28 protein-coding genes are annotated in these 26,825 nt (G+C 63.0%); 25 read left to right on the top strand and 3 right to left on the bottom strand.

Annotated features, from left to right (window positions below; translation table 11 throughout):
* Positions 1–4: 4 nt before the first annotated feature.
* From AQ12_RS08230 to AQ12_RS08165, 14 genes are read left to right on the top strand one after another with little or no spacing between them, the layout of a single operon-like run.
* On the top strand, positions 5–1,258 hold the full coding sequence (locus tag AQ12_RS08230) for an NADH-quinone oxidoreductase subunit D (RefSeq protein WP_048439392.1): 1,254 nt from the start codon (positions 5–7) through the stop codon (positions 1,256–1,258).
* Positions 1,255–1,737, top strand: coding sequence for an NADH-quinone oxidoreductase subunit NuoE (gene nuoE, locus AQ12_RS08225; RefSeq protein ID WP_048439391.1), 483 nt, complete (start codon positions 1,255–1,257; stop codon positions 1,735–1,737). The genes AQ12_RS08230 and nuoE overlap by 4 nt, the downstream gene beginning before the upstream one ends.
* Entirely contained in the window at positions 1,734–3,107 is a 1,374-nt protein-coding gene (nuoF, locus tag AQ12_RS08220; protein WP_048439390.1) for an NADH-quinone oxidoreductase subunit NuoF, read from the top strand. The genes nuoE and nuoF overlap by 4 nt, the downstream gene beginning before the upstream one ends.
* A complete protein-coding gene (gene nuoG / locus AQ12_RS08215) occupies positions 3,104–5,275 on the top strand; it encodes an NADH-quinone oxidoreductase subunit NuoG (protein ID WP_048439389.1) in 2,172 nt (723 codons plus the stop codon). Before nuoF ends, nuoG begins: the two co-directional genes overlap by 4 nt.
* Entirely contained in the window at positions 5,272–6,348 is a 1,077-nt protein-coding gene (gene nuoH / locus AQ12_RS08210) for an NADH-quinone oxidoreductase subunit NuoH (protein ID WP_048439388.1), read from the top strand. Before nuoG ends, nuoH begins: the two co-directional genes overlap by 4 nt.
* Positions 6,349–6,353: 5 nt before the next feature.
* Positions 6,354–6,869, top strand: a complete 516-nt coding sequence (nuoI, locus tag AQ12_RS08205) for an NADH-quinone oxidoreductase subunit NuoI (RefSeq protein WP_048439387.1) — start codon at positions 6,354–6,356, stop codon at positions 6,867–6,869.
* 28 nt (positions 6,870–6,897) lie between these two features.
* A complete protein-coding gene (locus AQ12_RS08200) occupies positions 6,898–7,578 on the top strand; it encodes an NADH-quinone oxidoreductase subunit J (RefSeq protein ID WP_048439386.1) in 681 nt (226 codons plus the stop codon).
* Positions 7,575–7,883, top strand: coding sequence for an NADH-quinone oxidoreductase subunit NuoK (gene nuoK / locus AQ12_RS08195; RefSeq protein ID WP_048439385.1), 309 nt, complete (start codon positions 7,575–7,577; stop codon positions 7,881–7,883). Before AQ12_RS08200 ends, nuoK begins: the two co-directional genes overlap by 4 nt.
* A gap of 7 nt (positions 7,884–7,890) precedes the next feature.
* The gene (nuoL, locus tag AQ12_RS08190; RefSeq protein ID WP_048439384.1) at positions 7,891–9,960 is read left to right on the top strand and encodes an NADH-quinone oxidoreductase subunit L; all 2,070 of its coding nucleotides are present in this window, start codon (positions 7,891–7,893) and stop codon (positions 9,958–9,960) included.
* A gap of 24 nt (positions 9,961–9,984) precedes the next feature.
* Positions 9,985–11,460 (top strand): NADH-quinone oxidoreductase subunit M, encoded by a 1,476-nt coding sequence (locus AQ12_RS08185; RefSeq protein ID WP_048439383.1) that lies wholly within the window; start codon positions 9,985–9,987, stop codon positions 11,458–11,460.
* Positions 11,461–11,472: 12 nt separating this feature from the next.
* Positions 11,473–12,960: an NADH-quinone oxidoreductase subunit NuoN gene (nuoN, locus tag AQ12_RS08180; protein ID WP_048439382.1), complete on the top strand. Its 1,488-nt coding sequence runs from the start codon at positions 11,473–11,475 to the stop codon at positions 12,958–12,960.
* Between the two features lie 35 nt (positions 12,961–12,995).
* Entirely contained in the window at positions 12,996–13,313 is a 318-nt protein-coding gene (locus AQ12_RS08175; protein ID WP_048439381.1) for a DUF2818 family protein, read from the top strand.
* Positions 13,303–13,875 (top strand): NUDIX domain-containing protein, encoded by a 573-nt coding sequence (locus AQ12_RS08170; protein ID WP_048439380.1) that lies wholly within the window; start codon positions 13,303–13,305, stop codon positions 13,873–13,875. The genes AQ12_RS08175 and AQ12_RS08170 overlap by 11 nt, the downstream gene beginning before the upstream one ends.
* A 10-nt stretch (positions 13,876–13,885) precedes the next feature.
* Positions 13,886–14,335 carry a DUF1178 family protein gene (locus AQ12_RS08165; RefSeq protein WP_048439426.1) on the top strand — a complete coding sequence of 150 codons (450 nt, stop codon included), beginning with the start codon at positions 13,886–13,888 and terminating at the stop codon, positions 14,333–14,335.
* A 31-nt stretch (positions 14,336–14,366) separates the two neighbouring features.
* On the opposite strand, the gene AQ12_RS08160 is transcribed toward AQ12_RS08165, so the two are convergent.
* Positions 14,367–16,181: an ABC transporter transmembrane domain-containing protein gene (locus tag AQ12_RS08160; RefSeq protein ID WP_048439379.1), complete on the bottom strand. Its 1,815-nt coding sequence runs from the start codon at positions 16,179–16,181 to the stop codon at positions 14,367–14,369.
* 42 nt (positions 16,182–16,223) lie between these two features.
* On the opposite strand from AQ12_RS08160, the gene AQ12_RS08155 reads away from it, so the two are divergent.
* Together AQ12_RS08155 and AQ12_RS08150 are read left to right on the top strand one after the other, a co-directional pair.
* Positions 16,224–17,294, top strand: coding sequence for a 3-deoxy-7-phosphoheptulonate synthase (locus tag AQ12_RS08155; protein WP_152682724.1), 1,071 nt, complete (start codon positions 16,224–16,226; stop codon positions 17,292–17,294).
* Between the two features lie 19 nt (positions 17,295–17,313).
* Entirely contained in the window at positions 17,314–18,153 is an 840-nt protein-coding gene (locus tag AQ12_RS08150; RefSeq protein ID WP_053076621.1) for a cyclopropane-fatty-acyl-phospholipid synthase family protein, read from the top strand.
* Positions 18,154–18,183: 30 nt separating this feature from the next.
* On the opposite strand, the gene AQ12_RS08145 is transcribed toward AQ12_RS08150, so the two are convergent.
* Entirely contained in the window at positions 18,184–18,606 is a 423-nt protein-coding gene (locus AQ12_RS08145; protein ID WP_048439377.1) for a universal stress protein, read from the bottom strand.
* 30 nt (positions 18,607–18,636) lie between these two features.
* Positions 18,637–19,080 carry a universal stress protein gene (locus tag AQ12_RS08140; protein ID WP_048439376.1) on the bottom strand — a complete coding sequence of 148 codons (444 nt, stop codon included), beginning with the start codon at positions 19,078–19,080 and terminating at the stop codon, positions 18,637–18,639.
* A gap of 109 nt (positions 19,081–19,189) precedes the next feature.
* Between AQ12_RS08140 and AQ12_RS08135 the strand changes: the two genes are divergently transcribed.
* The 9 genes from AQ12_RS08135 to AQ12_RS08095 all read left to right on the top strand — a co-directional run bounded on the left by AQ12_RS08135 (position 19,190) and on the right by AQ12_RS08095 (position 26,812).
* Positions 19,190–21,439, top strand: coding sequence for a cation-translocating P-type ATPase (locus AQ12_RS08135; protein ID WP_048439375.1), 2,250 nt, complete (start codon positions 19,190–19,192; stop codon positions 21,437–21,439).
* Between the two features lie 28 nt (positions 21,440–21,467).
* Positions 21,468–21,605 carry a cbb3-type cytochrome oxidase assembly protein CcoS gene (gene ccoS / locus AQ12_RS08130; protein WP_048439374.1) on the top strand — a complete coding sequence of 46 codons (138 nt, stop codon included), beginning with the start codon at positions 21,468–21,470 and terminating at the stop codon, positions 21,603–21,605.
* 65 nt (positions 21,606–21,670) lie between these two features.
* Positions 21,671–23,104, top strand: a complete 1,434-nt coding sequence (ccoN, locus tag AQ12_RS08125) for a cytochrome-c oxidase, cbb3-type subunit I (RefSeq protein ID WP_048439373.1) — start codon at positions 21,671–21,673, stop codon at positions 23,102–23,104.
* Between the two features lie 17 nt (positions 23,105–23,121).
* Positions 23,122–23,748, top strand: coding sequence for a cytochrome-c oxidase, cbb3-type subunit II (gene ccoO / locus AQ12_RS08120; protein WP_048439372.1), 627 nt, complete (start codon positions 23,122–23,124; stop codon positions 23,746–23,748).
* Between the two features lie 19 nt (positions 23,749–23,767).
* Entirely contained in the window at positions 23,768–23,905 is a 138-nt protein-coding gene (locus AQ12_RS08115; protein WP_048439371.1) for a CcoQ/FixQ family Cbb3-type cytochrome c oxidase assembly chaperone, read from the top strand.
* A 12-nt stretch (positions 23,906–23,917) separates the two neighbouring features.
* Complete coding sequence (gene ccoP / locus AQ12_RS08110) at positions 23,918–24,844, top strand: cytochrome-c oxidase, cbb3-type subunit III (protein ID WP_048439370.1); 927 nt, start codon at positions 23,918–23,920, stop codon at positions 24,842–24,844.
* Between the two features lie 4 nt (positions 24,845–24,848).
* Positions 24,849–26,255: a cytochrome c oxidase accessory protein CcoG gene (gene ccoG / locus AQ12_RS08105; protein WP_369799000.1), complete on the top strand. Its 1,407-nt coding sequence runs from the start codon at positions 24,849–24,851 to the stop codon at positions 26,253–26,255.
* 16 nt (positions 26,256–26,271) lie between these two features.
* On the top strand, positions 26,272–26,550 hold the full coding sequence (locus AQ12_RS08100) for a FixH family protein (protein WP_048439368.1): 279 nt from the start codon (positions 26,272–26,274) through the stop codon (positions 26,548–26,550).
* A 13-nt stretch (positions 26,551–26,563) separates the two neighbouring features.
* On the top strand, positions 26,564–26,812 hold the full coding sequence (locus AQ12_RS08095) for a hypothetical protein (protein WP_048439367.1): 249 nt from the start codon (positions 26,564–26,566) through the stop codon (positions 26,810–26,812).
* The last annotated feature ends 13 nt before the right edge of the window (positions 26,813–26,825 follow it).

Raw genomic sequence — 26,825 nt, 5'->3', positions numbered from 1 at the left:
CGCTATGGCAGAAATCAAGAACTACACCCTGAACTTCGGCCCGCAGCACCCGGCCGCGCACGGCGTGTTGCGCCTTGTGCTGGAGCTTGACGGCGAAGTGATCCAGCGCGCCGATCCGCACATCGGCCTCTTGCATCGCGCAACCGAAAAGCTCGCAGAAACCAAGACGTACATCCAGTCACTGCCCTACATGGATCGTCTCGACTATGTGTCGATGATGTCCAACGAGCATGCCTACTGCCTGGCCATCGAAAAGCTGATGGGCCTTGATGTGCCGATCCGCGCGCAGTACATCCGCGTGATGTTCTCCGAGATCACCCGCCTGCTCAACCACCTGCTGTGGCTGGGCGCGCACGGGCTCGATTGCGGCGCGATGAACATTCTCATCTACTGCTTCCGTGAGCGTGAAGACCTCTTCGACATGTATGAAGCCGTCTCCGGCGCGCGCATGCACGCGGCGTATTTCCGTCCGGGCGGCGTCTATCGCGACCTGCCGGACAGCATGCCGCAGTACAAGGTGAGCAAGGTCAAGAACCAGCGCGCCATCGATCGCCTCAATGACAACCGCCAGGGTTCGCTGCTGGACTTCATCGAAGATTTCACCAAGCGATTCCCCGGCTACGTTGACGAATACGAGACGCTGCTCACCGACAACCGCATCTGGAAACAGCGCACCGTGGGCATTGGCGTTGTGACACCGGAACGCGCGCTGAACCTGGGCTTTACCGGTCCGATGCTGCGTGGTTCGGGCATCGCCTGGGACCTGCGCAAGAAGCAGCCGTATGAGGTCTACGACCAGATGGATTTCGACATCCCGGTGGGTCGAACCGGCGACTGCTACGACCGCTACCTCGTGCGTGTGCAGGAGATGCGCGAGTCCAACCGCATCATCCGTCAGTGCGTTGATTGGCTGCGTGCCAATCCGGGCCCGGTCATCACGAGCAACCACAAGGTTGCGCCGCCCGAGCGCGAGGCGATGAAGAGCAACATGGAAGAGCTGATCCACCATTTCAAGCTTTTCTCCGAAGGATTCCGCGTGCCCGAAGGCGAGGCCTATGCCTCGGTCGAGCATCCCAAGGGCGAGTTCGGCATCTACATCGTGAGCGATGGCGCCAACAAGCCTTACCGCCTGAAGATTCGCCCACCGGGCTTTTCGCACCTTGCTGCGCTCGACGAAATGGGCCGCGGCCACATGATTGCCGATGCGGTGGCCATCATCGGAACGATGGACATCGTGTTCGGGGAGATCGACAGATGATTACCGATGCCATGCGTACCCTGTTCGACAGGGAAGTCGCGAAGTACCCCGCCGACCAGCGCCAATCTGCCGTGATGGCATGTCTGGCCATCGTGCAAAAGGAAGACGGTTTCGTCAGCCGCGACCGCGAAAACCAGATTGCCGACTATCTGGGCATGCCGCCGATCGCGGTGCACGAAGTCACCACGTTCTACAACATGTACAACCAGCAGCCGGTGGGCAAGTACAAGTTGAACGTCTGCACCAACCTGCCTTGCCAGTTGCGCGACGGCTACACGGCGCTGCATCACCTCGAAAAGAAGCTTGGCATCCACATGGGCGAGACCACCCCTGACGGCATGTTCACGCTGCAGCAAAGCGAATGCCTGGGCGCCTGCGCCGATTCGCCGGTCATGCTGGTGAACGACCGGACGATGTGCAGCTTCATGTCGGCCGAAAAGCTCGACCAGCTGGTCGATGGCCTGAGGAATGCATCATGAATGCCGACCAGGTTCTGGCCCAGTTCAAGGCCACCGGTGTGCAGACGTGCTTTCATGGCCGTCACATCGACCCGCAGATCTACAAAGACCTCGATGGCACCAACTGGCGCCTCAAGGACTACGAAAAGCGTGACGGTTATGCCGCGCTTCGCAAGATCCTTTCCGAAGGATTGACGCAAGACCAGGTCATCGCCACCGTCAAGGAATCCGCACTGCGCGGGCGTGGCGGCGCGGGCTTTCCCACGGGTCTGAAGTGGAGCTTCATGCCCCGCCAGTTCCCGGGCCAGAAGTACCTCGTCTGCAATTCGGACGAGGGCGAGCCGGGGACCTGCAAGGACCGTGACCTGCTGCAGTACAACCCGCACCAGGTGATCGAAGGCATGGCCATCGCTGCTTACGCGATGGGCATCACCGTGGGCTACAACTACATCCACGGCGAAATCTTCGACACCTACGATCGCTTCGAGGAAGCGCTCGAAGAGGCGAGGGCGGCCGGCTACCTGGGCAACAACATCCTGGGAAGCAACTTCAGCTTCCAGTTGCATGCGTTCCACGGTTTCGGCGCCTATATCTGCGGCGAAGAAACCGCGCTGCTCGAATCGCTGGAAGGCAAGAAGGGCCAGCCGCGCTTCAAGCCGCCGTTCCCGGCCAGCTTCGGTCTTTACGGCAAGCCAACGACCATCAACAACACCGAGACATTCGCGGCGGTGCCCTGGATCATCCGCAATGGCGGACAGGCCTATCTCGAATGCGGCAAGCCCAACAACGGCGGCACCAAGATCTATTCGGTGTCCGGTGATGTGAACCTTCCGGGCAACTACGAAGTTCCCATGGGCACGCCATTTTCCAGGCTGCTCGAACTGGCAGGTGGCGTGCGCGAAGGCCGCAAGCTGAAAGCCGTGATCCCCGGCGGCTCGTCGTCGCCCGTGCTGCCAGCCGACATCATGATGGCTTGCACGATGGACTACGACTCCATCGCCAAGGCGGGTTCCATGCTCGGGTCGGGCGCGGTGATCGTCATGGACGACAGCCGCGACATGGTCGAGTCCCTGCTGCGGCTGTCTTACTTTTACATGCACGAGTCCTGCGGCCAATGCACGCCTTGCCGCGAAGGCACCGGCTGGCTCTGGCGCGTCGTCGAACGCATACAGCACGGGCACGGCAAGCCGAGCGACCTGGACCTGCTCAATTCAGTGGCCGACAACATCCAGGGACGCACGATCTGCGCGCTAGGCGATGCGGCTGCGATGCCGGTGCGCGCGATGATCAAGCACTTCAGGCATGAGTTCGAAGCCAAGATCCAGGCGGCCAGCAAGGCTGCCAGCCCTCACCCCAACCCTCTCCCAGTGGGAGAGGGAGCAAGAACATGATTGAAATCGAACTCGACGGCCAGAAGGTAGAGATCACTGAAGGCAGCATGATCATGCATGCGGCCGACAAGGCGGGTACCTACATCCCGCATTTCTGCTATCACAAGAAACTGTCCATCGCGGCCAACTGCCGCATGTGCCTGGTCGATGTGGAAAAGGCGCCCAAGCCGATGCCGGCCTGCGCCACGCCGGTCACCAACGGCATGATCGTTCGCACCAAGAGCGACAAGGCGATCAAGGCGCAGCAGTCGGTGATGGAGTTCCTCCTCATCAACCATCCGCTCGATTGCCCGATCTGCGACCAGGGCGGCGAGTGCCAACTGCAGGATCTGGCTGTCGGTTACGGCGCATCTTCTTCCCGTTACGAAGAAGAAAAGCGCACGGTGCCGGTCAAGGAAGTCGGCCCGCTCATTTCCATGAAGGAAATGGAGCGCTGCATCCACTGCACGCGCTGCGTTCGATTTGGCCAGGAAATCGCCGGCGTGATGGAGCTGGGCATGATCCACCGGGGCGAGCACTCGGAGATCACCACCGTGCTGAACGACACGATCGATTCCGAAGTGTCAGGCAACATGATCGACCTGTGTCCGGTCGGTGCGCTCACCAGCAAGCCGTTCCGCTTTCAGGCCCGTAACTGGGAACTGTCGCGCCGCAAGTCGGTGAGCCCGCACGACTCCACCGGCGCCAACCTGATCGTTCAGGTCAAAGGCAACAAGGTGATGCGTGTTCTTCCGCTGGAGAACAACGACGTCAATGAATGCTGGATCGCCGACCGCGACCGCTTCTCGTACGAAGCGCTCAATGGCGACGAGCGCCTGACCTCGCCCATGATCAAGCAGGGCGGCGAGTGGAAGACCGTTGACTGGCAGACCGCGCTTGAATACGTCGCCAACGGCTTGAAGCAGATCAAGGCCGACTACGGTGCGAAGAGCATCGGCGCGCTGGTCAGCCCGCACAGCACGGTGGAAGAACTGTTCCTGGCCGGCTCGCTGGTGCGCGGTCTGGGTAGCGAAAACATCGACTACCGCTTGCGCAATGCGGATTTCTCGAAATCTGATGGCGTCCGCTGGCTCGGCACCTCCATCGCTTCTCTGTCGAATTTGCAGGGCGCGCTCGTCATCGGTTCGAACCTGCGCAAGGACCACCCGCTGTTCGCGTTGCGCATTCGCGCCGCGACGCGCAAGGGCGCAAAGATATCGGTCATTCACGACCAGGAAAACGACTGGGCAATGAGCATCGCTTCGTCGGTGATTGCCCCTGCGTCCGACTGGATGGACGTGCTTGGAGGCATCGCCTCTGCGGTGGCATCGGACAAGGGCATTTCGAGCCCCGTTTCCGCTGCACACGACGACCGCTGGACTGCCATCGCGAAGTCGCTGGCAGCGGGCGAGCGCAAGGCAATCCTGCTGGGCAACGCGGCAGCTCATCACGCAAATGCATCCGGCCTTCTCGCCCTGGCGAACTGGATCGGCATGCACACGGGCGCTACGGTCGGCTTCCTCACCGAAGCAGCCAATACCGTCGGTGCGCAGCTCGCAGGCGCGCTGCCAGGCGACGGCGGTCTGAACGCGGCCGACATGCTGGGCGGAAAACTCAAGGCCGCGATCCTGCTCAATACCGAGCCTGAATTCGATTCGGCGATGGGTGAGCACGCAGCGGCCGGTCTCGGCAATGCGGCGATGGTCATCACGCTCAGCCCGTTCAAGGCCAACCTCGCGTTCAGCGACGTCGTCTTGCCGATCGCTCCGTTCACCGAAACGCCGGGCACATTCGTCAATGCCGAAGGCCGCGTGCAGTCGTTTCATGCAGTCGTCAAGCCGCTCGGTGAGGCGCGTCCCGCATGGAAAGTCTTGCGGGTGCTGGGCAACATGCTCGGCCTGCAAGGGTTCGAACAGGAGTCGTCCGGTGAAGTTCTGCGTGCAGCACGCGGCGAAGCCGATCACGATCAGGCGCTGGTGCAAGGTGGCAAGTTGAACAATGCCAGCTCCGCGTCGATGACTGCGCAGTTGAATGCCGCCAATGCCGGCCGACCGGTCACCGCGTCGATCTACCAGCTCGACAGCATCGTTCGCCGCGCGCCGTCGCTGCAGCTCACGGCCGATGCACTTGCCGCGCTCGCGCAGGCGGCGCAGGCAGATCAGTCAGAACAAACTGGAGTGCCAGCATGATCGACCAGATCTGGGGCTTTGGTAACGGCCTCATCAATGCCGGATGGTGGACAGCTGCCGGCTGGCCGGTGCTCTGGACGCTGATCAAGATCGTCGTCGTCGTGGCGCCGCTCATGGGCGCCGTGGCCTACCTCACGCTGTGGGAGCGCAAGGCCATTGGCTTCACGCAGATTCGCGTCGGCCCCAATCGCATCGGCCCTCTGGGCCTGTTGCAGCCGATCGCAGACGCCTTGAAGCTGCTGACCAAGGAAATCATCATTCCGACGGTCGCCAACAAGGGGTTGTTCCTGCTCGGCCCGATCATGACGATCATGCCGGCGCTCGCCGCATGGGTCGTGATTCCGTTTGGCCCTGAAGTCGCGCTGTCCAACATCAACGCAGGCCTGCTGTTCCTGATGGCCATCACCTCGCTCGAGGTGTACGGCGTGATCATCGCGGGCTGGGCTTCCAACTCGAAGTACGCATTCCTCGGTGCGCTGCGCGCCTCCGCGCAGATGGTCAGCTACGAAATCGCGATGGGCTTTTGCCTCGTGGTAGTGCTGATGGTCGCTGGCAGCATGAACATGACCGACATCGTCATGAGCCAGGCCAAGGGCATCTTCGCCAACCAGGGCCTGAACTTCCTGTCGTGGAACTGGCTGCCGCTGCTGCCGATCTTCATCGTGTACTTCATCTCCGGCCTGGCTGAGACCAACCGCCACCCGTTCGACGTGGTCGAAGGCGAGTCCGAAATCGTTGCGGGCCACATGATCGAGTACTCGGGCATGAGCTTCGCGATGTTCTTCCTGGCCGAGTACGCCAACATGTGGCTGGTGTCCATCCTCGCCGTGGTCCTGTTCCTGGGCGGCTGGATCGCGCCGTTCGAATTCCTGTCCTTCATTCCGGGCTGGATCTGGCTGGGCATCAAGACCTTCATGGTGGTCACGATGTTCCTCTGGGTGCGCTCGACGTTCCCGCGCTATCGCTACGACCAGATCATGCGTCTGGGCTGGAAGATCTTTATTCCGGTCACGCTCGTGTGGCTGGTGGTGGTCGGCATCTGGATGCAAACGCCGTACAACATCTGGAAATAAAAAGTATGTCTTCCCACGCAATCGTCAGGGCGCCGTTTTCCCTGAAGGACTTCCTCAGCAGCTTCATGCTGTTCGAGCTGTTCAAGGGCCTGGCCATCACTGGCAAGTACGCGTTCGCGCGCAAGATCACCGTGCAGTTCCCGGAAGAAAAGACGCCGCTCAGCCCGCGTTTCCGGGGCCTTCATGCCCTTCGCCGCTATGAAAACGGCGAAGAGCGCTGCATTGCATGCAAGCTGTGCGAGGCTGTTTGCCCGGCGATGGCGATCACCATCGAATCCGACCAGCGCGACGACGGTACGCGCCGCACCACGCGATACGACATCGACCTGACCAAGTGCATCTTCTGCGGCTTCTGCGAAGAAAGCTGCCCGGTCGATTCCATCGTCGAGACGCACATCTTCGAATACCACGGTGAAAAGCGCGGCGACCTGTACTTCACCAAAGACATGCTGCTCGCCGTGGGCGATCGCTACGAACCCGAGATCGCGGCCGCAAAGGCAGCGGACGCAAAGTACCGCTGACGCGCCAAGCGCAACAAGAACAAGACACATGGACATCCGAACCGGCCTTTTTTACCTGTTCTCCGCAGTGCTGCTGTTTGCAGCATTTCGCGTGATCACGGCCCGCAACCCGGTCTACGCCGCGCTGTACCTGGTGCTCGCGTTCTTCCAGGCCGCTGCGGTGTGGATCCTGCTGAAGGCCGAGTTCCTTGCGATCTCGCTCGTGCTGGTCTACGTCGGTGCCGTCATGGTGCTGTTTCTCTTCGTGGTGATGATGCTCGACATCAACGTCGATGCGATGCGCGCCGGGTTCTGGAAGCACTTTCCGCTCGCGGCCATCGTCGGCGCGGTGATTGCGCTGGAAATGGCGGCTGTGTTGCTCGCGGGGTTCCGGCTCGGCGAAGAACCCAGGTCGGTGCCTGCCGCAGCGAATGCGTTGGCGCAGTACTCCAACACCAAGGAACTGGGCAAGCTGCTGTACACCCAGTATCTGTACCCGCTCGAAATCGCGGCTGTCATCCTGCTGGTCGCCATCATCGCTGCCATCGCGCTCACGCTGCGTGAACGCAAGGACAGCCGGCACATGGACCCGGCGGACCAGGTTCGCGTCAAGGCTGGCGATCGCCTGCAGGTCCTGAAGCTTGCACCGACGATGTCCGCGCCGCCGCCGACTCCGGAGCCCACATCCGCACCGAACGCGGCGACCGCTGCACCGGAGACCAAGGCATGACGCTCACCCTCGGCCATTTCCTTTCGCTGGGCGCGATGCTGTTCGCGCTGTCGGTCATCGGCATCTTCCTCAATCGCCGCAACCTGATCGTGCTGCTGATGGCCATCGAGCTGATGCTGCTGGCGGTCAACATGAATTTCGTGGCGTTCTCGTACTACCTGAACGACATGCACGGACAGGTGTTCGTGTTCTTCATTCTCACCGTCGCCGCCGCCGAATCGGCCATCGGCCTGGCCATCCTCGTGCTGCTGTTCCGCAACAAGTCGAACATCAACGTCGATGAGCTGAACACGCTCAAGGGATAACTACAACATGAGCACGACCCTCAACGCTTCAACGCTGCTCGCGGTGCCCCTCGCACCGCTGGCAGGCGCGCTCCTGGCCGGTGTGCTGGGAACGACTTTCGGTGGCAACTGGTTTGGCCGGCGCCTGTCGCACACGCTTTGCATCCTGGGCGTCTTCGTCGCCTTCGTGATCTCGGCGATGACGCTCAAGAGCGTCGCCATCGACGGCGCGCGCTTCAACGAGACGATCTACGAGTGGATGACCATCGGCGCGCTCAAGATGGAAGTCGGCTTCCTGGTCGATGGCCTCACAGCCATGATGATGTGCGTCGTGACCTTCGTGTCGCTGATGGTGCACATCTACACCATCGGCTACATGGAAGAAGACGAGGGCTACAACCGCTTCTTCTCGTACATCTCGCTGTTCACGTTTGCCATGCTCATGCTGGTCATGAGCAACAACTTCCTGCAGCTGTTCTTCGGCTGGGAGGCGGTGGGCCTGGTGTCGTACCTGCTGATCGGCTTCTGGTACAACAAGCCGACTGCGATCTTCGCCAACATGAAGGCGTTCCTCGTGAACCGCGTGGGCGACTTCGGCTTCATCCTGGGCATCGGCCTCATCGTGGCTTTCGCTGGCACGTTGAGCTACACCGAGACTTTCACCAAGGCAGGTGAGCTGGCCAAGATGACCTTCCCCGGCACCAGCTGGATGCTGATCACCGTGATCTGCATCGGCCTGTTCGTCGGCGCGATGGGCAAGAGCGCGCAGTTCCCGCTGCATGTCTGGCTGCCTGATTCGATGGAGGGTCCCACGCCCATCTCCGCGCTGATCCACGCCGCGACGATGGTGACGGCTGGCATCTTCATGGTGACCCGCATGTCGCCGTTGTTCGAGCTGAGCGAGACCGCGCTGTCGATGATGATCATCATCGGCGCGATCACGGCGCTCTTCATGGGCTTCCTGGGCATCATCCAGAACGACATCAAGCGCGTGGTCGCGTACTCGACGCTCTCGCAGCTGGGCTACATGACGGTTGCGCTCGGCGCTTCGGCTTACTCGGTCGCGGTGTTCCACCTGATGACGCACGCGTTCTTCAAGGCGCTGCTGTTCCTTGCTGCGGGCTCCGTCATCATGGGCATGCACCACAACCAGGACATCCGCTGGATGGGCGGCGTGCGCAAGTACATGCCGATCACCTGGATCACGTCTTTGCTGGGTTCGCTCGCCTTGATCGGCACGCCGCTGTTCGCGGGCTTCTATTCCAAGGACAGCATCATCGAGGCCGTGCACTTCAGCAAGGTGTATGGCTCTGGCTTTGCGTACTTCGCGGTGATGGCCGGCGTCTTCGTGACGGCCTTCTATTCGTTTCGCATGTACTTCCTTGTCTTCCACGGCAAGGAGCGCTTCGACCAGAACCCGGACGCCCACCACGACGCGCACGACGCTCACGATGACCATCATGGCGACGCCCACCACGGCGCCCACCATGAGCCGCACGAATCTCCGTGGGTCGTGACGGCGCCGCTGCTGTTGCTGGCATTCCCGTCGGTGGTGATCGGCTTCCTGGCGATCGGTCCGATGCTGTACGGCGACTTCTTCAAGGACGCGATCTTCATCGACGCCGTGAAGCACCCCGCCATGGCCAAACTCGCCGAAGAATTCCACGGCCCGGTGCGCATGGCGCTTCACGGCCTGATGACGCTGCCTTTCTGGCTGGCTGTTGCGGGCGTGGTCACGGCCTGGTACATGTACCTCATCAACCCCGCGTTGCCCGCAGCCATCAAGGCGCGTGTGATGCCGCTCTACACGCTGCTCGAAAACAAGTACTACCTCGACTGGTTCAATGAAAACGTGCTGGCACGTGGCGCACGCCTGCTGGGCATGGGCCTGTGGAAGGGCGGCGACGAGCGGATCATCGACGGCGGCCTGGTCAACGGCAGCGCGCGCGGCGTGGGCTGGATTTCCGGTGTCGTGCGCTGGATGCAGACCGGCTACATCTATCACTACGCTTTCGCGATGATCATCGGCGTCTTCGTGCTGATGACCTGGTTTGTCTGGCGCGATACGTTCCTGCGGCTGCTGGGCTTTGCGGCATAACCAAGATTCAAGGAACAACAATAAATGGGTTTGCTGAGTCTTGCCATCTGGACGCCGATCTTCTTCGGCGCCGTCCTGCTCGCGCTGGGGCGTGACGACCAGGCACGCGTCGTACGCTGGGTCGCCCTCATCGGCTCCATCATCAGCTTGCTGGTGACGCTGCCGCTTTACTCGCGCTTCGACCGCGCAACCTCGGCGATGCAGTTCGTCGAGAAAGCGCCGTGGATCGAGCGATTCAACGTCAACTACCACCTGGGTATCGACGGCATCTCGTTCTGGTTCGTGCTGCTCACCGCGTTCATCACGGTGATCGTGGTGATCTCTGCCTGGGAAGCGATCACCGAGCGCGTCAACCAGTACATGGGTGCCTTCCTCATCCTGTCGGGCCTGCTGATCGGCGTGTTCTGCGCGCTCGATGGCATCCTGTTCTACACGTTCTTCGAGGCGACGCTGATCCCGATGTACCTGATCATCGGCATCTGGGGCGGGCCTAACAAGATCTACGCGGCGTTCAAGTTCTTCCTCTACACCTTGCTCGGCTCGCTGCTGATGCTGGTCGCGCTGGTGTACCTGTACACCACGTCCGGCGGCAGCTTCGACATCCTGGCGTGGCACAAGCTGCCGCTTGGCGGCACGGCGCAAACCTTGCTCTTTTTCGCGTTCTTCGCGGCCTTCGCGGTGAAGGTGCCGATGTGGCCGGTGCACACCTGGCTTCCCGATGTGCACGTTGAAGCACCGACCGGCGGCTCCGCCGTGCTGGCTGCGATCATGCTGAAGCTGGGTGCCTACGGCTTTTTGCGGTTCTCCATGCCGATCGCGCCGGACGCATCGCATGAATGGGCGTGGCTGATGATTGCGCTGTCGCTCATCGCCGTGATCTACGTGGGTCTCGTGGCGATGGTGCAGCAGGACATGAAGAAACTCGTGGCCTATTCGTCGGTCGCGCACATGGGTTTCGTGACGCTCGGCTTCTTCATCTTCAATGACCTGGGCGTTGCCGGCGGCATCGTGCAGATGATTGCGCACGGCTTCGTGTCGGGCGCGATGTTCCTGTGCATCGGCGTGCTGTATGACCGCGTTCACTCGCGCCAGATCGCCAGCTACGGCGGCGTGGTCAACACCATGCCGAATTTCACGGCGTTCGCGCTGCTCTTCGCCATGGCGAACTGCGGCCTTCCCGCCACGGCCGGTTTCGTCGGAGAGTGGATGGTGATCCTGGGCGCGGTCAAGGCCAACTTCTGGCTCGGCTTCGCGGCGGCATCCGCACTGATCTTTGGCGCGGCCTACACGCTCTGGATGTTCAAGCGCGTCTATCTGGGACCGGTCGTCAACGACGACGTGCGTGGCCTCACCGACATCAACGCGCGTGAGTTCCTGATGCTGGGCCTGCTGGCCGCAGCGGTGCTCTACATGGGCATCTATCCCAAGCCCTTCACCGACGTCATGAACGTCACGGTGGCCGATTTCCTCAAGCACGTGGCCGTGTCCAAACTGAACTGAGCACCCAAGAACATGCTGGACAAATCAAGCCTCATCGTCGTTTCGCCCGAGATCGTGCTGCTGGCCATGGCCTGCCTGATCGCGCTGGTGGACCTGGGCGTCAAGTCGCGCCTTCGCACGCTCACCTACTGGCTCACCATGGGCACGCTGGCCTTCGTGGCCGCCATGTCGGCCGTGCTGGCCACCGAGAACCAGACCCTGTACGCATTCGGCAGCATGGTCGTCAGCGACCCGATGGGCAACTGGCTCAAGTGCTTCGCGTCGGTCGCGATGATGGTCTGCCTGGTTTATGGCCGCCCATACGCTGCCGACCGCGACATGCTGCGTGGCGGCGAGATGTTCACGCTGGCGATGTTCTCGCTGCTGGGCATCTTCGTGATGATCTCCGGCAGCAACTTCCTGGTGATCTATCTGGGTCTCGAATTGCTCACGCTGTGCAGCTACGCGCTGGTGGCGCTTCGCCGCGACAACGGCACCGCAACAGAAGCGGCCATGAAGTATTTCGTGCTGGGCGCGATGGCCAGCGGCTTCCTGCTGTACGGCCTGTCGATGATGTACGGCGCGACCGGCTCGCTCGATATCGGCACCGTCTTCAAGGTCGTGAGTTCGGGCCAGGTCAAGCACCAGGTGCTGGTGTTCGGCCTCGTCTTCATCGTGGCCGGCCTTGCGTTCAAGCTGGGCGCTGCGCCGTTCCACATGTGGATTCCCGATGTGTACCAGGGCGCCCCGACGTCGGTGACGCTCATGATCGGCAGCGCCCCTGAACTCGCTGCATTCGCGATCTGCATCCGGCTGCTGGTGGAAGGCCTGCTGCCCCTGGCCATCGACTGGCAGCAGATGCTGATGATTCTTGCAATCGGCTCGCTGCTCGTTGGCAACCTGGCCGCGATCGCACAGACCAATCTCAAGCGCATGCTGGCCTATTCGACGATCGCGCAGATGGGCTTTGTGCTGCTGGGCCTGCTGTCGGGCGTCGTGAACGGCAACACGCTGTCGGCAGCCAACGCGTACAGCTCGGCGATGTTCTACATCGTGACCTACGTCATGACGACGCTCGCCACCTTCGGCATCATCTTGCTGCTGGCGCGCGAAGGATTTGAGAGCGAAGAAATCTCCGACCTCGCCGGCCTCAACCAGCGCAGCCCGCTCTATGCCGGCGTGATGGCTGTGTGCCTGCTGTCGCTTGCCGGTATTCCACCCATGGTCGGCTTCTTCGCCAAGCTGGCAGTGCTGCAGGCCCTGATCTCTTCCGGACAGGCGCTGTATGTGGGCCTTGCGATCTTCGCGGTGATCATGTCGCTGGTAGGCACCTTCTATTACATCCGCGTCATCAAGGTCATGTACTTCGATGCGCCCATCACGGCGACCACCGTGTCGGCACCTCTGGACGTGCGCGTCGTGCTGACGATCAACGGTGCGCTGGTGCTGGCGCTGGGCATTCTCCCGGGCGGCCTGATGACCCTGTGCAGGGACGCGATCGTCAAGACGCTGGGCGCGTAAAGCCTAGTCCCGGCCACTTATCTGTTGTACGGGCGATGTCGCAGACCATTTCCATCTGGATCGTGATCGTTGTCGCGCTGGTCGCGGCGAACCTTCCGTTTGTCAACCAGCGCCTGCTCGCTGTGGTGCCAATGGCCGGCGGCAAGTCGCTGGCGATCCGGCTCGCTGAACTGGTTGTTCTCTATTTTGTGGTGGGCGGCCTTGGGCTCCTGCTTGAAACGCGTGCCGGCCAGATCGCCCCACAGAAATGGGAGTTCTATGCGGTGACGGCGGCGCTGTTCATCGTGCTCGCGTTCCCCGGCTTCATCTGGCGGTTCCTGTGGAAACACGGAAAGAACTCGGATGGCCGGTGACGACCACCTGATCGAGCGCAAGCTCGGCAGTGAAGAACTGCTCAAGGGTCGACTGCTGCACGCGTTTCGCGACACGGTGAAACTGCCCGACGGCTCGCAGGCCACCCGCGAATACGTCGTGCATCCCGGTGCGGTCATGATCATCCCCATGCTCGACGACGGGCGCCTTGTGATGGAGCGGCAGTTCCGTTACCCCATCGGCGAGGTGATGATCGAATTCCCCGCCGGCAAGATCGACAAGGGCGAGGACCGACTGGTCTGCGCCCGGCGCGAGTTGCTCGAAGAGACGGGCTATGTCGCCAGGCAATGGGCCCGGGCCACGTTGATGCACCCCGTCATTTCATACTCGACCGAACTGATAGAAATCTGGTTCGCGCGTGGCCTCGTGCAACAAAAGCGTTCTCTGGACGAGGGCGAATTCCTTGAGGTGATCAACGCCACGCCGCAGCAGCTGATGGACTGGTGCCGCGACGGCGTGGTGACCGATTCCAAGACCCTCATCGGCGCCATGTGGCTCCAGAATGTCCTTGCCGGTACCTGGGCCCTCAACTGGCAGTCATAATTTGGAGGTCATGAAAGTCCTCGACCTCCAGTGCTCCAACGGCCACGGCTTCGAAGGCTGGTTTGCGTCCGAGGATGACTTCCAGGGCCAGCTTGCACGGGGCCTGGTCGAATGCCCGATGTGCTCGGACACGGCAGTCGTCAAAATGCTCAGCGCCCCGCGCCTGAATCTCGGTGCGTCCCAGGCTGCTGAGTCCAGTTCGCCCCGCCATCAGGTCGCCACGACACCCGATGTCCAGATGCAGGTCGCCTGGATGCAGATGGTCAAGCAGGTGTTGGCCAATACCGAGGATGTTGGCGAGCGGTTTCCTGAAGAGGCGCGGCGCATTCATTACGGTGAAGTGCAAGAGCGCGGCATACGCGGGCAGGCGTCGCGCGAAGAGACCGAGGCGCTGATGGAAGAGGGGATCGGCGTTGTGCCGTTGCCGATTCCGAAGGCGTTGAAAGAGCCGCTGCAGTAGGTGCCTGGCGATCGCTGCGCGTGTCGAGGCCTTACTCCATGAACTGCAGCGCAGCCAACCTCGCATAAACCCCATTCGTAGCCATCAGCGACTCATGCGTGCCCTGTTCGACGATGCGTCCATGGTCCATCACGATGATGCGGTCGGCCTGCTGCACCGTGGCCAGCCGATGCGCAATCACCAGTGTCGTGCGGTCGCGCATGGCGGTCTCCAGCGCAGCCTGCACCATGCGCTCGCTTTCCGCATCGAGCGCGCTGGTCGCCTCGTCCAGCAATAGCAGCGGTGGGTTCTTCAGCATCGCGCGCGCGATGGCAATGCGCTGGCGCTGGCCGCCTGAAAGACGCACACCGCGCTCCCCCAGGAACGTGGCGTAGCCTTCGGGCAGGGCCGTGATGAAGTCATGTGCAAAGGCGGACGTCGCCGCTTCGATCACTTGCGCATCGCTCGCGTCCGGACGCCCATAACGGATGTTGTCCATCGCGCTGCTCGAAAAGATGACCGCATCTTGCGGCACGATGCCGATTCGACTGCGAAGGTCGTGCAGCGCCACTTGCCCGGTCCAGGTCCCGTCCAGCACGATGCTTCCCTGCTGCGGATCGTAGAAGCGCAGGAGCAGCTGGAACACCGTGCTCTTGCCAGCGCCGCTCGGCCCGACCAGCGCCACCGTTTCGCCCGGCACCACCTGCAGGCTGAAATCGCGCAGCGCCGGAATCAGCGGGCGCGAAGGATAGTTGAACGTCACCGCATCGAACGACACAGCGCTGCCGCCACTCGAATTGCCCAGCGGCACCGGATGGGCAGGCGACGCAACCGGTGAGCGCGAGTCCAGCAGCTCCATCAGCCGCTCGGTCGCGCCCGCCGCCCGCAGCAGGTCACCGTAAACCTCGCCCAGCACCGCCACAGCGCCCGCGAGAATGATCACGTACACCACGGTCTCGCCCAGGTGCCCTGCAGAAATCTTTCCGGCGATCACCGCCTGCGTGCCCTGGTACAGCCCCCACAGCAGCAGGGCCGCATTGGCAATGATGATGAACGCCACCAGCACGGCACGCGCTTTGGTGCGCCGCACGCCAGTCTGGAAGGCGTTATCGGTCGCCGAATCGAACCGCGCCGCTTCTCGCCGCTCCGCGGTGTAGCTCTGCACGACAGGAATGGCATTCAGCACTTCGGCCGCAATGGCGCTCGAATCGGCAACCCGATCCTGGCTGGCACGGGACAGCTTGCGCACACGTCGCCCGAACCACATGGTCGGCAACACGACCAGCACGATGATGAGCAACACCTGTGTCATCACATACGGATTGGTCCACACCAGCATGCCGAGCGCGCCTATGCCCATCACCACATTGCGCAATCCCAGGCTGAGCTGGGAGCCGACAACCGACTGCACCAGCGTGGTGTCGGTTGTCAAACGCGACAACACTTCGCCCGTCTGCGTGGTTTCAAAGAACTCGGGGCTCTGGTCCAGAACATGCGCATACACCGCGTTGCGAAGGTCAGCAGTGACCCGCTCACCCAGCCAGCTGACCATGTAAAAACGCGCGGCGGAGAACAGGCCGACAGCAACCGCAACCCCGAAGAGCGCCAGGAAGTGATCGCGCAAACCGACCAGCTGCGCACCTTTGGCCTGCGGCCCCAATCCGCCATCGATGAGTCCGCGCAGCGCCACCGGAAACAGCAGCGTTGCCCCTGCCGCCAGCACCATGAAAGCCATCGCCAATGCGATCCGTCCCCGGTAGGGTCGAATGAACGGCACGAGGCCGGACAGCGAGCGGGGCGAGCCTTTGGCGGGCATCGAGCGTGGCGAGCCTTTGGCGTCGGGCGCAGGGGAGGAGGGCGAAGCCATGTACCCAAGTGTATGGCGCGGTCAGCGGTTAGCATTGCAACGGTGACCCAACGCATATCCGACCTTCACATCGCGCGCGAAGACGCGTTGCCCGCGCCCAGCGCGCTGTCTGCCGAACTACCCTGCAGCGACGCACAGGCCGCGCACATCGACCGCTCGCGCGACGCCGCGCGGCGCATCCTTCGCGGCGACGACGACCGGCTGCTGGTGATCGTCGGCCCCTGCTCCATTCACGAGCCCGAGTCCGCCGTCGAATACGCGGGCAAGCTGCGCGAACTGGCGATGCGCCTTCACAAGGACGTGTTCATCATCATGCGCGTCTACTTCGAAAAGCCGCGCACGCGCATGGGCTGGAAGGGCCTGATCTATGACCCGGGCCTGGACGGCGAAGGCGACATCGGCGAGGGCCTGCGTGCCGCACGTCGCTTGCTGCTGGAATGCGCGCGCCTGGAGCTGCCCGCAGCATCGGAGATCCTCGACCTGGTCACGCCCCAGTACTACGCCGAACTGCTCACCTGGGGCGCCATCGGTGCGCGCACGGTAGAAAGCCCCTTGCATCGCCAGATGGCTTCGGCGCTCTCGGCACCGCTGGGCTTCAAGAACCCGACGCATGGCGGCGTCGACATCGCCATCGATGCCATCCACGTTGCTGCGCAGCCGCATCGCTTTCCCAGCGTTTCGCAAGAAGGCCGCGCGATTGTGGTGAGCACCACCGGCAACCCCGATGCGCACCTTGTGCTGCGGGGCTCCCACAGCGGCCCGAACTACGACGAAAAACATATCGCGCAGGCCGCAGCCGCGCTTGAGAAATCCGGGTTGCAGCCGCGTCTTCTGGTGGACTGCAGCCACGGCAACAGCGCCAAGGACTACCGCCGCCAGCCCGAGGTGGCCGCTGATCTTGCAAGGCAGGTCGCCAATCGCTCCACTGCGATCTGCGGCGTGCTGCTCGAAAGCCACCTGGTCGAGGGCCGCCAGGACATCACGCAAGGCCGCTCGGGCCTGCGCTACGGCCAGAGCGTGACCGACGGCTGCATCGGCTGGGAGAGCACCGTCGCCGTCATCGAGCAACTCGCAGCAGCGGCGCGCGAGCGCCGCTCACATGCCCACCCCTGAATTTCGAAAGCAGTACCTCATGAATTTCAAGCACGTTCACCGCATCGCCGCCTTGTCCGTTGCGCTGGCTTGCGCCAATGCCAGCGCGCTCCAGTCAGGAGAAGACGTGCCGTTCATCACATCCCCCGACAACGTCACGCTTGAAATGCTCAGCGCCGCCAGGGTCGGTCCAAAAGATCATGTGCTCGACCTGGGTTCAGGCGATGGGCGCATCGTCATCACGGCTGCGAAACGCTTCGGGGCTTCTGGCATGGGCGTGGAAATCGTGCCCGACCTGGTGGAGCGCAGCAACCGCAGTGCGAAGGATGCGGGCGTTGCCGACCGGGTGAGCTTTCGGGTGCAGGACCTGTTCAAGACCGACCTCGCGCAGGCAACGGTGATCACCATGTACCTGCTGCAGGAAGTGAACCTGCAACTGCGTCCGGCCATCCTGGGCCTCAAGCCGGGCACGCGCGTCGTCTCGCACGACTGGGACATGGGCGACTGGGCACCCGACCGCACCACGGTCGTTGCCGTTCCCGACAAGAAGGTGGGCCTGGAGAAATCCAGCAAGATCCACCTGTGGACGGTGCCTGCGAAGGTCGCTGGCCTGTGGTGCGGAGCAGGCTTGCTGCGCGGAGCGAGCCTGGAACTCGCGCAGAAGTTCCAGCGATTCGAAGGCACGCTGCGCCATCGCAACCGGGCGCGCGAACTCAAGGGCACGGTAGAAGGGTCAACGCTTCGCAGCGTGACCGAAAAGGCTGGTGAGCTGGTGCTGGAGGTCAGCGGCTCCCAGATGCGTCTCGTGGCCGCCGGCGGACCGCTGACCCTTGCTCAGGGCCAGTCGTTCACGCGGGCAGGCCCCGAGGGTTGCAGGTAGGCCAGTTTCAGCGGCAGGACTGCGGCTGGATTACTTGACCAGCAGCACCGGCACATCGCACTGCGCGATCACCCGCTGGGCGATGCTGCCCATCACGGCGCGAGCCAGCAGGCCGTGGCCGTGGGTGCCCATCACCACCATGTGGACCTTTTCTGAGGCAGCGACCTTGAGGATCTCATCGACCACGGGCGCAGCCTTCCAGATGCAGCGCGCGTCGATCTTGTGGCGTGCCAGGTAGGTCTTGATCGGCGCGAGCACCTTGTCGGCTTCTTCGCGGTAATAGTCGGTGACCACACTGGCGCCGACCATCGACTTCACGCCCGGCGGCACGATGGGCTGCACGTGGAGCACCACCAGTTCATCGTTGGGGCCGCACATGCTCTCGTGCGTCGTGAGAAAGGCCAGGGCCTTCTTGGTGTACTTGCTTCCGTCTGCAGCGAGCAGGATCTTCATGGGTTGTCTTCCTCTTCCATCAATTGAGTTTTAACGCAGGACCAACACCGGGACTGTACTGTTTGCCAGCACATGCTGCGTTTCGCTGCCCAAAAGAAGGCGTTTGATGCCCTTGCGGCCATGCGAAGCCATGGTGATGAGGTCGCACTTGTGCTTTTTGGCAGCCGACACGATGGCCTCTGCGACCAGGTCCGATTGCGCCGTGACAGCCTTGAGCTGCACGCCGGCCGCCTCGGCCTCGCGCTGGGCACGCTCGACCACTTCGCGGCCCTTGTCGGTCCACTGCTTTTCGACGCGGGAGATTTCGGTGCTGTCCAGCGTGATCGAGCCCTCGAAATAGCTCACGGGGTATCGCGGCACGACGTATAGCGCGACGACCGATCCACCGGTGGCCGCAGCCAGCCCAATGGCACCGCGCACGGCCTTCTTCGACAGCGTGCTGCCGTCGGTGGCTACCAGGATCTTCTTGTACATGGCTCTCTCCGGTTGGTTGGATTCCAGCGCACAGCTTAGTCAGCTATCGCTTCGGCCCGGTTGATCCATGTCAATCGCGGGGTTTGGCGCGCGCGTTAGGCTCGCAGGCATGAATCCGGCCTCCATCGCCCTGGACGACCCGCGCGAGTGGGAGTCGTTCAGCCGCGCCGTCCCCGGCCGCGAAGGCTGGCTCGAATCGTTCCTGGCAATCGAGGGCATGCATTGCGCCGCCTGCGCGCTCGACGTGGAAGACGCCCTGCGCGTTCTGCCCGGCGTGGAGCGCGTGCACGTCAATGGCGCCACGCATGCGGCCCGCTTGCAGTGGTCGCCGCAGGCAAGCGTTCCGTCCCAGTGGTTGAACGCCTTGCAGCGGGCAGGTTACGGCGCCACGCCGGCGGGCGACCTGCTCACGGCCCTGCCACGCGTGCAGGAGCGCAGGCTGCTGCTGTGGCGCTGGCTGGTGGCGGGTTTTTGCATGATGCAGGTGATGATGTATGCCACGCCGTCCTATACGGCTGCACCCGGCGAGATCACGCCCGACATCATCGCGCTGCTGGCATGGGCATCCTGGGTCCTCACGCTACCGGTGATCGTGTTTTCGGCGTGGCCGTTCTTTCGCGCGGCCTTCAAGGACCTCAGCCGGCTCCGGGTGGGCATGGATGTGCCGGTCGCGCTCGGCATCGCCATCGCCTTTGCCGCGAGCAGCGCAGCCACCTTCGACGCCAAGGGTCCGCTCGGGGGCGAAGTCTGGTACGACTCGGTCACGATGTTTGTCTTCTTCCTGTTGTCGGGCCGCCTGCTGGAGCAGCGCCTGCGCGACCGCACGGCGGGCTCGCTCGAAGCGCTGATGCGCCGCCTGCCCAGGGCGGTGCTGCGCCAGGCGGCCGATGGGTCTTTCGAGCATGTGCCGGCGAACCGGCTCCAGCCCGGGGACATCGTGCGCCTCCTGCCCGGCGAGACGGTTCCTGCTGACGGCGTCGTGACCGAAGGCGTGAGCGACCTCGACGAGGCGCTCCTCACCGGAGAATCCAATCCCGTTTCGCGGCGCAAGGGCGATGCCGTCATCGCCGGAACCCACAACGTCACCGGCGTGATCACGATGCGGGTGGAGCAGACCGGCTCGAAGACGCGCTATGCAGGCATCGTGGCCCTGATGGAACAGGCGGCGCTCGACAAGCCGCTGCTGGCGCAGGCTGCCGATCGCATTGCCGGTCCTTTCATCATTGCGGTGATTGCAGCGGCAGCAGCGGCTGCGATGTACTGGTGGCCCACCGATCCGCGCCACGCGATCAGCGTTGCGATTGCCGTGCTGGTGGTGACCTGCCCCTGCGCGCTCTCGCTGGCAACGCCTGCAGCAACGCTGGCCGCTGCAGGTTCGCTGGCACGACGCGGCATCCTGGTGCGGCGGCTGCAGGCGCTCGACGCATGCGCGGCCATCGACACGGTGGTGTTCGACAAGACCGGCACGCTCACGCACGAAGACCTCACCGTCTCGGCTGTGCACTTGCGCCCCGGCGCAGACCGCGCTCGCGTGATGGCGCTTGCCGGCGCGCTGGCAAGCCACTCCCTGCATCCGGCGTCGCGGGCAATAGCAAGCGCCGCAAAGGCCCCAGGCGAGGTCCACGCTGTGACCTACCACCTGCGCGGCTGCCATGAAATCGCCGGCAGTGGCGTGCTGGCGCAACTGCAGGAAGCGCAAGGCGCGAAGTCGTTGCGCCTGGGCTCAGCGGTGTTTTGCGGCGTGATCGGCATTCAAAACGCCGCGTCTGCGACCCAGGTCCACATGGCCGATGACAACGGCTGGCTGGCGACCTTCGAGCTGGAAGAGGTGCTGCGCAGCGACAGCGCCTCTGCGCTGGGCGCGCTGCGCGGAAGCTCCCTGCGGCTGCAACTGCTATCGGGCGACAACGAAACTGCGGTGCACCGCATCGCCCAGCGGGCTGGCCTGGCAACTGCCATCGGTGGCTGTTCGCCCGAGGCCAAGCTCGATCATGTCGCCCATGAGCAGGTGCTCGGCCATCGCGTGTTGATGGTGGGCGACGGTGTGAACGATGGGCCGGTGCTGGCGCGCGCCGACGCATCGGTGGCGATGGGGCAGGGCGCACCGCTTGCGCAGGCCCGCGCCGACTTCACGGTTCCTGGCGGCCAGCTGACGGCGATTCCTCAATTGCTGCGTCTTGCACGTCGCACGCGTCGCGTGGTCCGACAGAACCTCGCGTGGGCCGCCATCTACAACGCCGTCTGCGTGCCCCTTGCAGTGATTGGCGCGATGCCGCCGTGGCTCGCAGGGTTGGGCATGGCGGCGAGTTCGCTGCTCGTGGTGGCCAATTCCGCCCGCCTGAGCGTCAATCGGGACTGAGCGTGAACAAAGACTGAAAGCGCAGCACATGGACATCCTCTTTCTTCTCATTCCCCTTTCCGTCGGGCTGGGCCTGTTGATCCTGGGAGCGCTGGCGTGGGCTGTCTGGCGTGGTCAGTTTGAGTCAGTCGAGGCAGAAGGCGAGCGCATTCTCAAGTCCGATTGATATTCATCAAGTGACCACGAGGTCGCGCGCGGGACACTGGGAGCATCGAACAAAAAGGTGTAACCATGACTGAAAACCCTGCGCAGCCAGCGATCTACGACGACACGGTGGTGCGACAGTTCTCCATCATGGCCGTTGTCTGGGGCGTGGTTGGCATGCTGGTGGGGCTGCTGATTGCGGCGCAACTGGCCTGGCCCGAACTCAACTTCGGCATTTCCTGGCTCAGTTACGGGCGGCTTCGTCCCCTGCATACCAACGCCGTGATCTTCGCCTTTGGCGGCTGCGCGCTCTTTGGCACCAGCTACTACGTCGTGCAGCGCACCTGCCACGTGCCGCTCTTTCTGGGCAAGCTGGCGCAGTTCCACTTCTGGTCATGGCAGCTGGTGATCGTCGCCGCAGCGATCAGCCTGCCGCTGGGTTACACGCAAGGCAAGGAATACGCGGAACTCGAATGGCCGATCGACCTGTTGATCGCCGTGTCGTGGATTGCGTATGCCATCGTGTTCTTCGGCACCATCGGTATCCGCAAGGTGCGCCACATCTACGTGGCCAACTGGTTCTACGGCTCCTTCATCCTGGCCGTCGCCATCCTGCACATCGTCAACAGCGCCGCGATTCCTGCGGGCTGGATGAAGTCGTACTCGGCATTCGCCGGTGTACAAGACGCGATGATCCAGTGGTGGTACGGCCACAACGCGGTCGGCTTCTTTCTCACCGCAGGCTTCCTGGGCATGATGTATTACTTCATCCCCAAGCAGGCCGAGCGGCCGGTCTACAGCTACCGCCTGTCCATCGTTCACTTCTGGGCGCTGATCTTCACCTACATGTGGGCGGGTCCGCACCACCTGCACTACACCGCGCTGCCCGACTGGACGCAGTCCATCGGCATGGTGTTCTCGCTGATCCTGCTCGCGCCCAGCTGGGGCGGCATGATCAACGGCGTGATGACGCTCTCGGGCGCATGGCACAAGCTGCGTGACGACCCGATCCTGCGCTTTCTGATCGTGTCGCTTTCGTTCTACGGCATGAGCACGTTCGAAGGTCCGATGATGTCGATCAAGACCGTCAACGCCCTGTCGCACTACACCGACTGGACCGTGGGCCATGTGCACTCCGGCGCGCTCGGCTGGGTGGGCCTGATCTCGATGGGCTCGCTCTACTACCTGATTCCCCGCCTGTTCGGCCAGAAGAAGATGCATTCGGTGCCTGCCATCGAGCTGCACTTCTGGATGGCGACGATCGGCATCGTGCTGTACATCGCCGCCATGTGGATCGCCGGTGTGATGCAGGGCCTGATGTGGCGCGCGGTCAACGCAGACGGCTCGCTCACCTACACCTTCGTCGAATCGGTGAAGGCCACGTACCCCTTCTATGTGGTGCGCTTCCTGGGCGGTGTGCTGTACCTCGGCGGCATGCTGATCATGGCCTGGAACACCTGGATGACGGCAACCCAGGGACGTGCGGCGCGCGTGCCGGTGGCTGTTCCTGCAGCGGCATGACAAGGTAATAAAAAATCATGAGCGACAACACCAAGACTGCCGGCTTCTCGCACGAGAAGATCGAGACCAACAACTTCCTGATGATCGTGCTGATCCTTCTGGTCGTGGCCGTAGGCGGCCTGATCGAGATCGTGCCCCTGTTCTTCCAGAAGTCGACCACGCAGCCGATCGCAGGGGTCAAGCCCTACACCGCGCTGCAACTGGCGGGACGTGACATCTATGTGCGCGAGGGCTGCTACAACTGCCACTCGCAGATGATCCGGCCGTTTCGCGCCGAGACGCTGCGCTACGGCCACTACTCGGTAGCCGGTGAGTTCATCTATGACCACCCGTTCCAGTGGGGCAGCAAGCGCACCGGTCCCGACCTGCACCGCGTGGGCGGCAAGTACAGCGACGACTGGCATCGCATCCACCTGGTCAACCCGCGCGACGTGGTGCCTGAATCGAACATGCCCGCGTACCCCTGGCTGGAAAAGGCTGTCGTCGATGCAGCCGCCATGCCGGCCCACATGAAGGCACTGCGTGTGGCCGGCGTGCCGTACACCGACGCCGAGATCGGCGCTGCCGAAAAGGCAGTGAAAGACAAGACCGAAATGGAAGCACTCATCGCGTACCTGCAGGCCATGGGCCTGGCGCTCAAGTGAACCCCGAGGAGCAACAACAATGGACATCACCACCATGCGCATCGCGGCCACGCTGGTCTCGCTTGCAACGTTTCTCGGCATCGTCTGGTGGGCTTATGCCCGCCGTAACAAGGGCGGCTTCGATGAAGCCGCACGCATTCCGTTCGAGCAGGACTGAGGGATCACGCAAATGAGCGATTTCAACAACAGTTTCTGGTCGATCTATGTAGCGGCCTTCACGCTGATCAGCATCGCGGCGTGCCTGCTGCTGCTGTGGGTCACGGCGCGCAAGAAGGTCGAGTCTTCGGCCGACAACACCACCGGCCACGTCTGGGACGGCGACCTGCGTGAAATGAACAACCCCATGCCACGCTGGTGGATGTGGCTGTTCGTGATCTCGATTGTCTTTTCGCTGATGTACCTGGTGGCCTATCCGGGCCTGGGCAGCTACGAAGGGCAACTGCAGTGGAGCACCCGTGGCGAGCACAGCGAAGAGATGGCGCAGGCCAACAAGGAGCTGGGGCCGCTCTATGCGCAGTACAGCGCAAAACCGGCAGAGGCGCTGGCAGGCGACGCCAGCGCGATGGCCATCGGCGAGCGCCTGTTCATGAACAACTGCGCGCAGTGCCACGGCTCCGACGCACGCGGCAGCAAGGGCTTTCCCAACCTGACCGATGCCGACTGGATGCACGGCGGATCGCCGCAAAAGATCGTCGAGACGATCACGGCGGGCCGCGTGGGCGTCATGCCCCCCATGGCCGCAGCAGTCGGCACGCCCGACGATGTGAAGAACGTCGCCAACTACGTGCTGTCGCTGTCGGGCAGCCCGCACGACTCGCTGCGCGCGCAACTGGGCAAGTCGAAGTTCACCGCCTGCGCTGCCTGCCACGGCGTTGACGGCAAGGGCAACACGGCGGTCGGCGCGCCGAACCTGGCCGACGACATCTGGCTGCACGGCTGGGGCGAGCAGGCCATCATCAACATCGTCAACAGCGGCAAGACCAACGCGATGCCTTCGCAAAACGGCAAGCTGACCGAAGCGCAGATCCACGTCCTGGGCTCCTACATCTGGGGCCTGTCCAACCGTGCGGTCAATACGGCGGTGGTAAAACCATAATATTGTGAAAGTCATACCGATCATCGCTGCGGAGTCGGGCAGCGAATCCCTCTACGAAGCGCAGAAAAAGATCTATCCGCGCCAGGTGACGGGCAAGTACGCCCGCTGGCGCTGGGCCATGGTGTGGCTCACCCAGTTGGTGTTCTACGGCATGCCGTGGATCGAATGGGGACAGCGCCAGTCGGTGCTGTTCGACCTGGCGGCGCGGCGCTTCTACATCTTCGGGTTCGTGCTGTACCCGCAGGACTTCATCTATCTCACCGGCCTGCTGGTCGTCAGTGCACTGGCGCTGTTCCTGTTCACCGCGCTGGCCGGACGCCTGTGGTGCGGCTTTGCCTGCCCCCAGACCGTCTACACCGAGATGTTCCTGTGGATAGAGCGCAAGGTCGAAGGCGAGCGCGCCGCGCGCATGCGCCTGGACGCATCGCCCATGTCCCTAGAGAAGCTCGTCAAGAAGTGGTTCAAGCATGTGCTGTGGATTGCGCTTGCGATGTGGACGGGCTTCACCTTCGTGGGCTACTTCACGCCGATCCGTGAACTGGGCATGGAGTTTCTGCAGACCCGCATGGGTTCGTGGGAAGTGTTCTGGGTCTTTTTCTACGGCTTTGCCACTTACGGCAACGCCGGTTTCCTGCGCGAGCAGGTGTGCAAGTACATGTGTCCCTACGCCCGCTTCCAGAGCGCGATGTTCGACAAGGACACGCTCATCGTGAGCTACGACGCAGAGCGTGGCGAGCCGCGCGGTGCACGCTCGCGCAAGGCTGAGCTGTCCACGCTCGCGCTCGGTGCCTGCGTCGACTGCAACCTGTGTGTTCATGTGTGTCCGACAGGCATCGACATCCGGGAGGGCCTGCAGTACGAGTGCATCGGCTGCGCGGGCTGCGTCGATGTCTGCAACGGCGTGATGGACAAGATGAACTATCCGCGCGGGCTCATCCGGTTCACCACGCAGAACGCGCTGGCCCTGGGCCTGGAGGGCAAGGACCTGGTGCGCCGGACCTTGCGCCCGCGTGTGCTGGCCTATGGCGCAATCCTGCTTGCCCTTTGTTTTGCATTGCTGGCCAGCCTGGCCACGCGCACGCCATTGAAGGTCGATGTGATCCGCGACCGGGGCATGCTGTCGCGCATCGTCGCCGGGGGCAAGCTGGAGAACGTGTACCGGCTGCAGGTGATGAATGCCACCGAAGAGCCGCAGCGATATGTCGTGAAGGTCAGCGGGCTGCAGGGGCTGGTCGTGGCGTCCGAGGCACAGGTCGAGGTCGGCCCTGCAGAGTCGCGCTGGCTGGCCGTGCGGCTGCAGATTCCGTACGGATCGGCGACGCCGGGCTCCCATCCGATTCATTTCGATGTCGCGACCGCTTCGGGCGATGCCCATGTGAGCGAGAAGTCCGTATTTCTTGTGCCGCGCTAAAAACAGGGGACACCCGATGAAAACCAACTCACAGACCCAGCCTGCGACCGCGCCGCCCTGGTGGAAATTCGGTCATGTCTGGCTGGTGATCGCAGGACCTGCCATCGTCGTGGTGGCCGGCTTCGTGACTGCGTTCATTGCAGTCAACAATCCGGACCCGGTGCTCACCGGAGACTATTTCAAGCGGGCCGACACCCGCATCAAGACCGTGCAGCCGGCGCTGGCGCCTGCCTTGCAGGGCCGCAACCATGCCGCGACCGTGCCGGCCGGGAGCGCTCCTGGGAGCGCTCCTTAAAGGGGCGAACGGCATGTCCAAGATACGCTGGAGCGAGCGCCTGATGCAGGTGGTGTGGCCTGCCTTCATCGCGGCCTGCCTGCTGGAACTGGTGGTGTTCGCCATGGTGGACCCGGCCGAGGTGCAATGGATGGGGCGATCGCCAGGGTGGTCGCGCCAGGCCGTCTACGCCGGGGGCTTTTTCGTTTTCTGGGCCATCTGCGTGGTGGCGAGCACCCTCACGGCGGTGCTGGGCAGGCAGGAGTCGCGCCCCGCCGATTAGGGATATGTCCGGA

The sequence above is a fragment of the Caenimonas sp. SL110 genome, assembly GCF_001044395.1.
Classification (GTDB): Bacteria; Pseudomonadota; Gammaproteobacteria; order Burkholderiales; family Burkholderiaceae_C; genus Ramlibacter.
The sequence above is the reverse complement of the archived record's forward strand: the minus strand, read 5'-3'. Positions and strand labels throughout refer to the sequence as shown.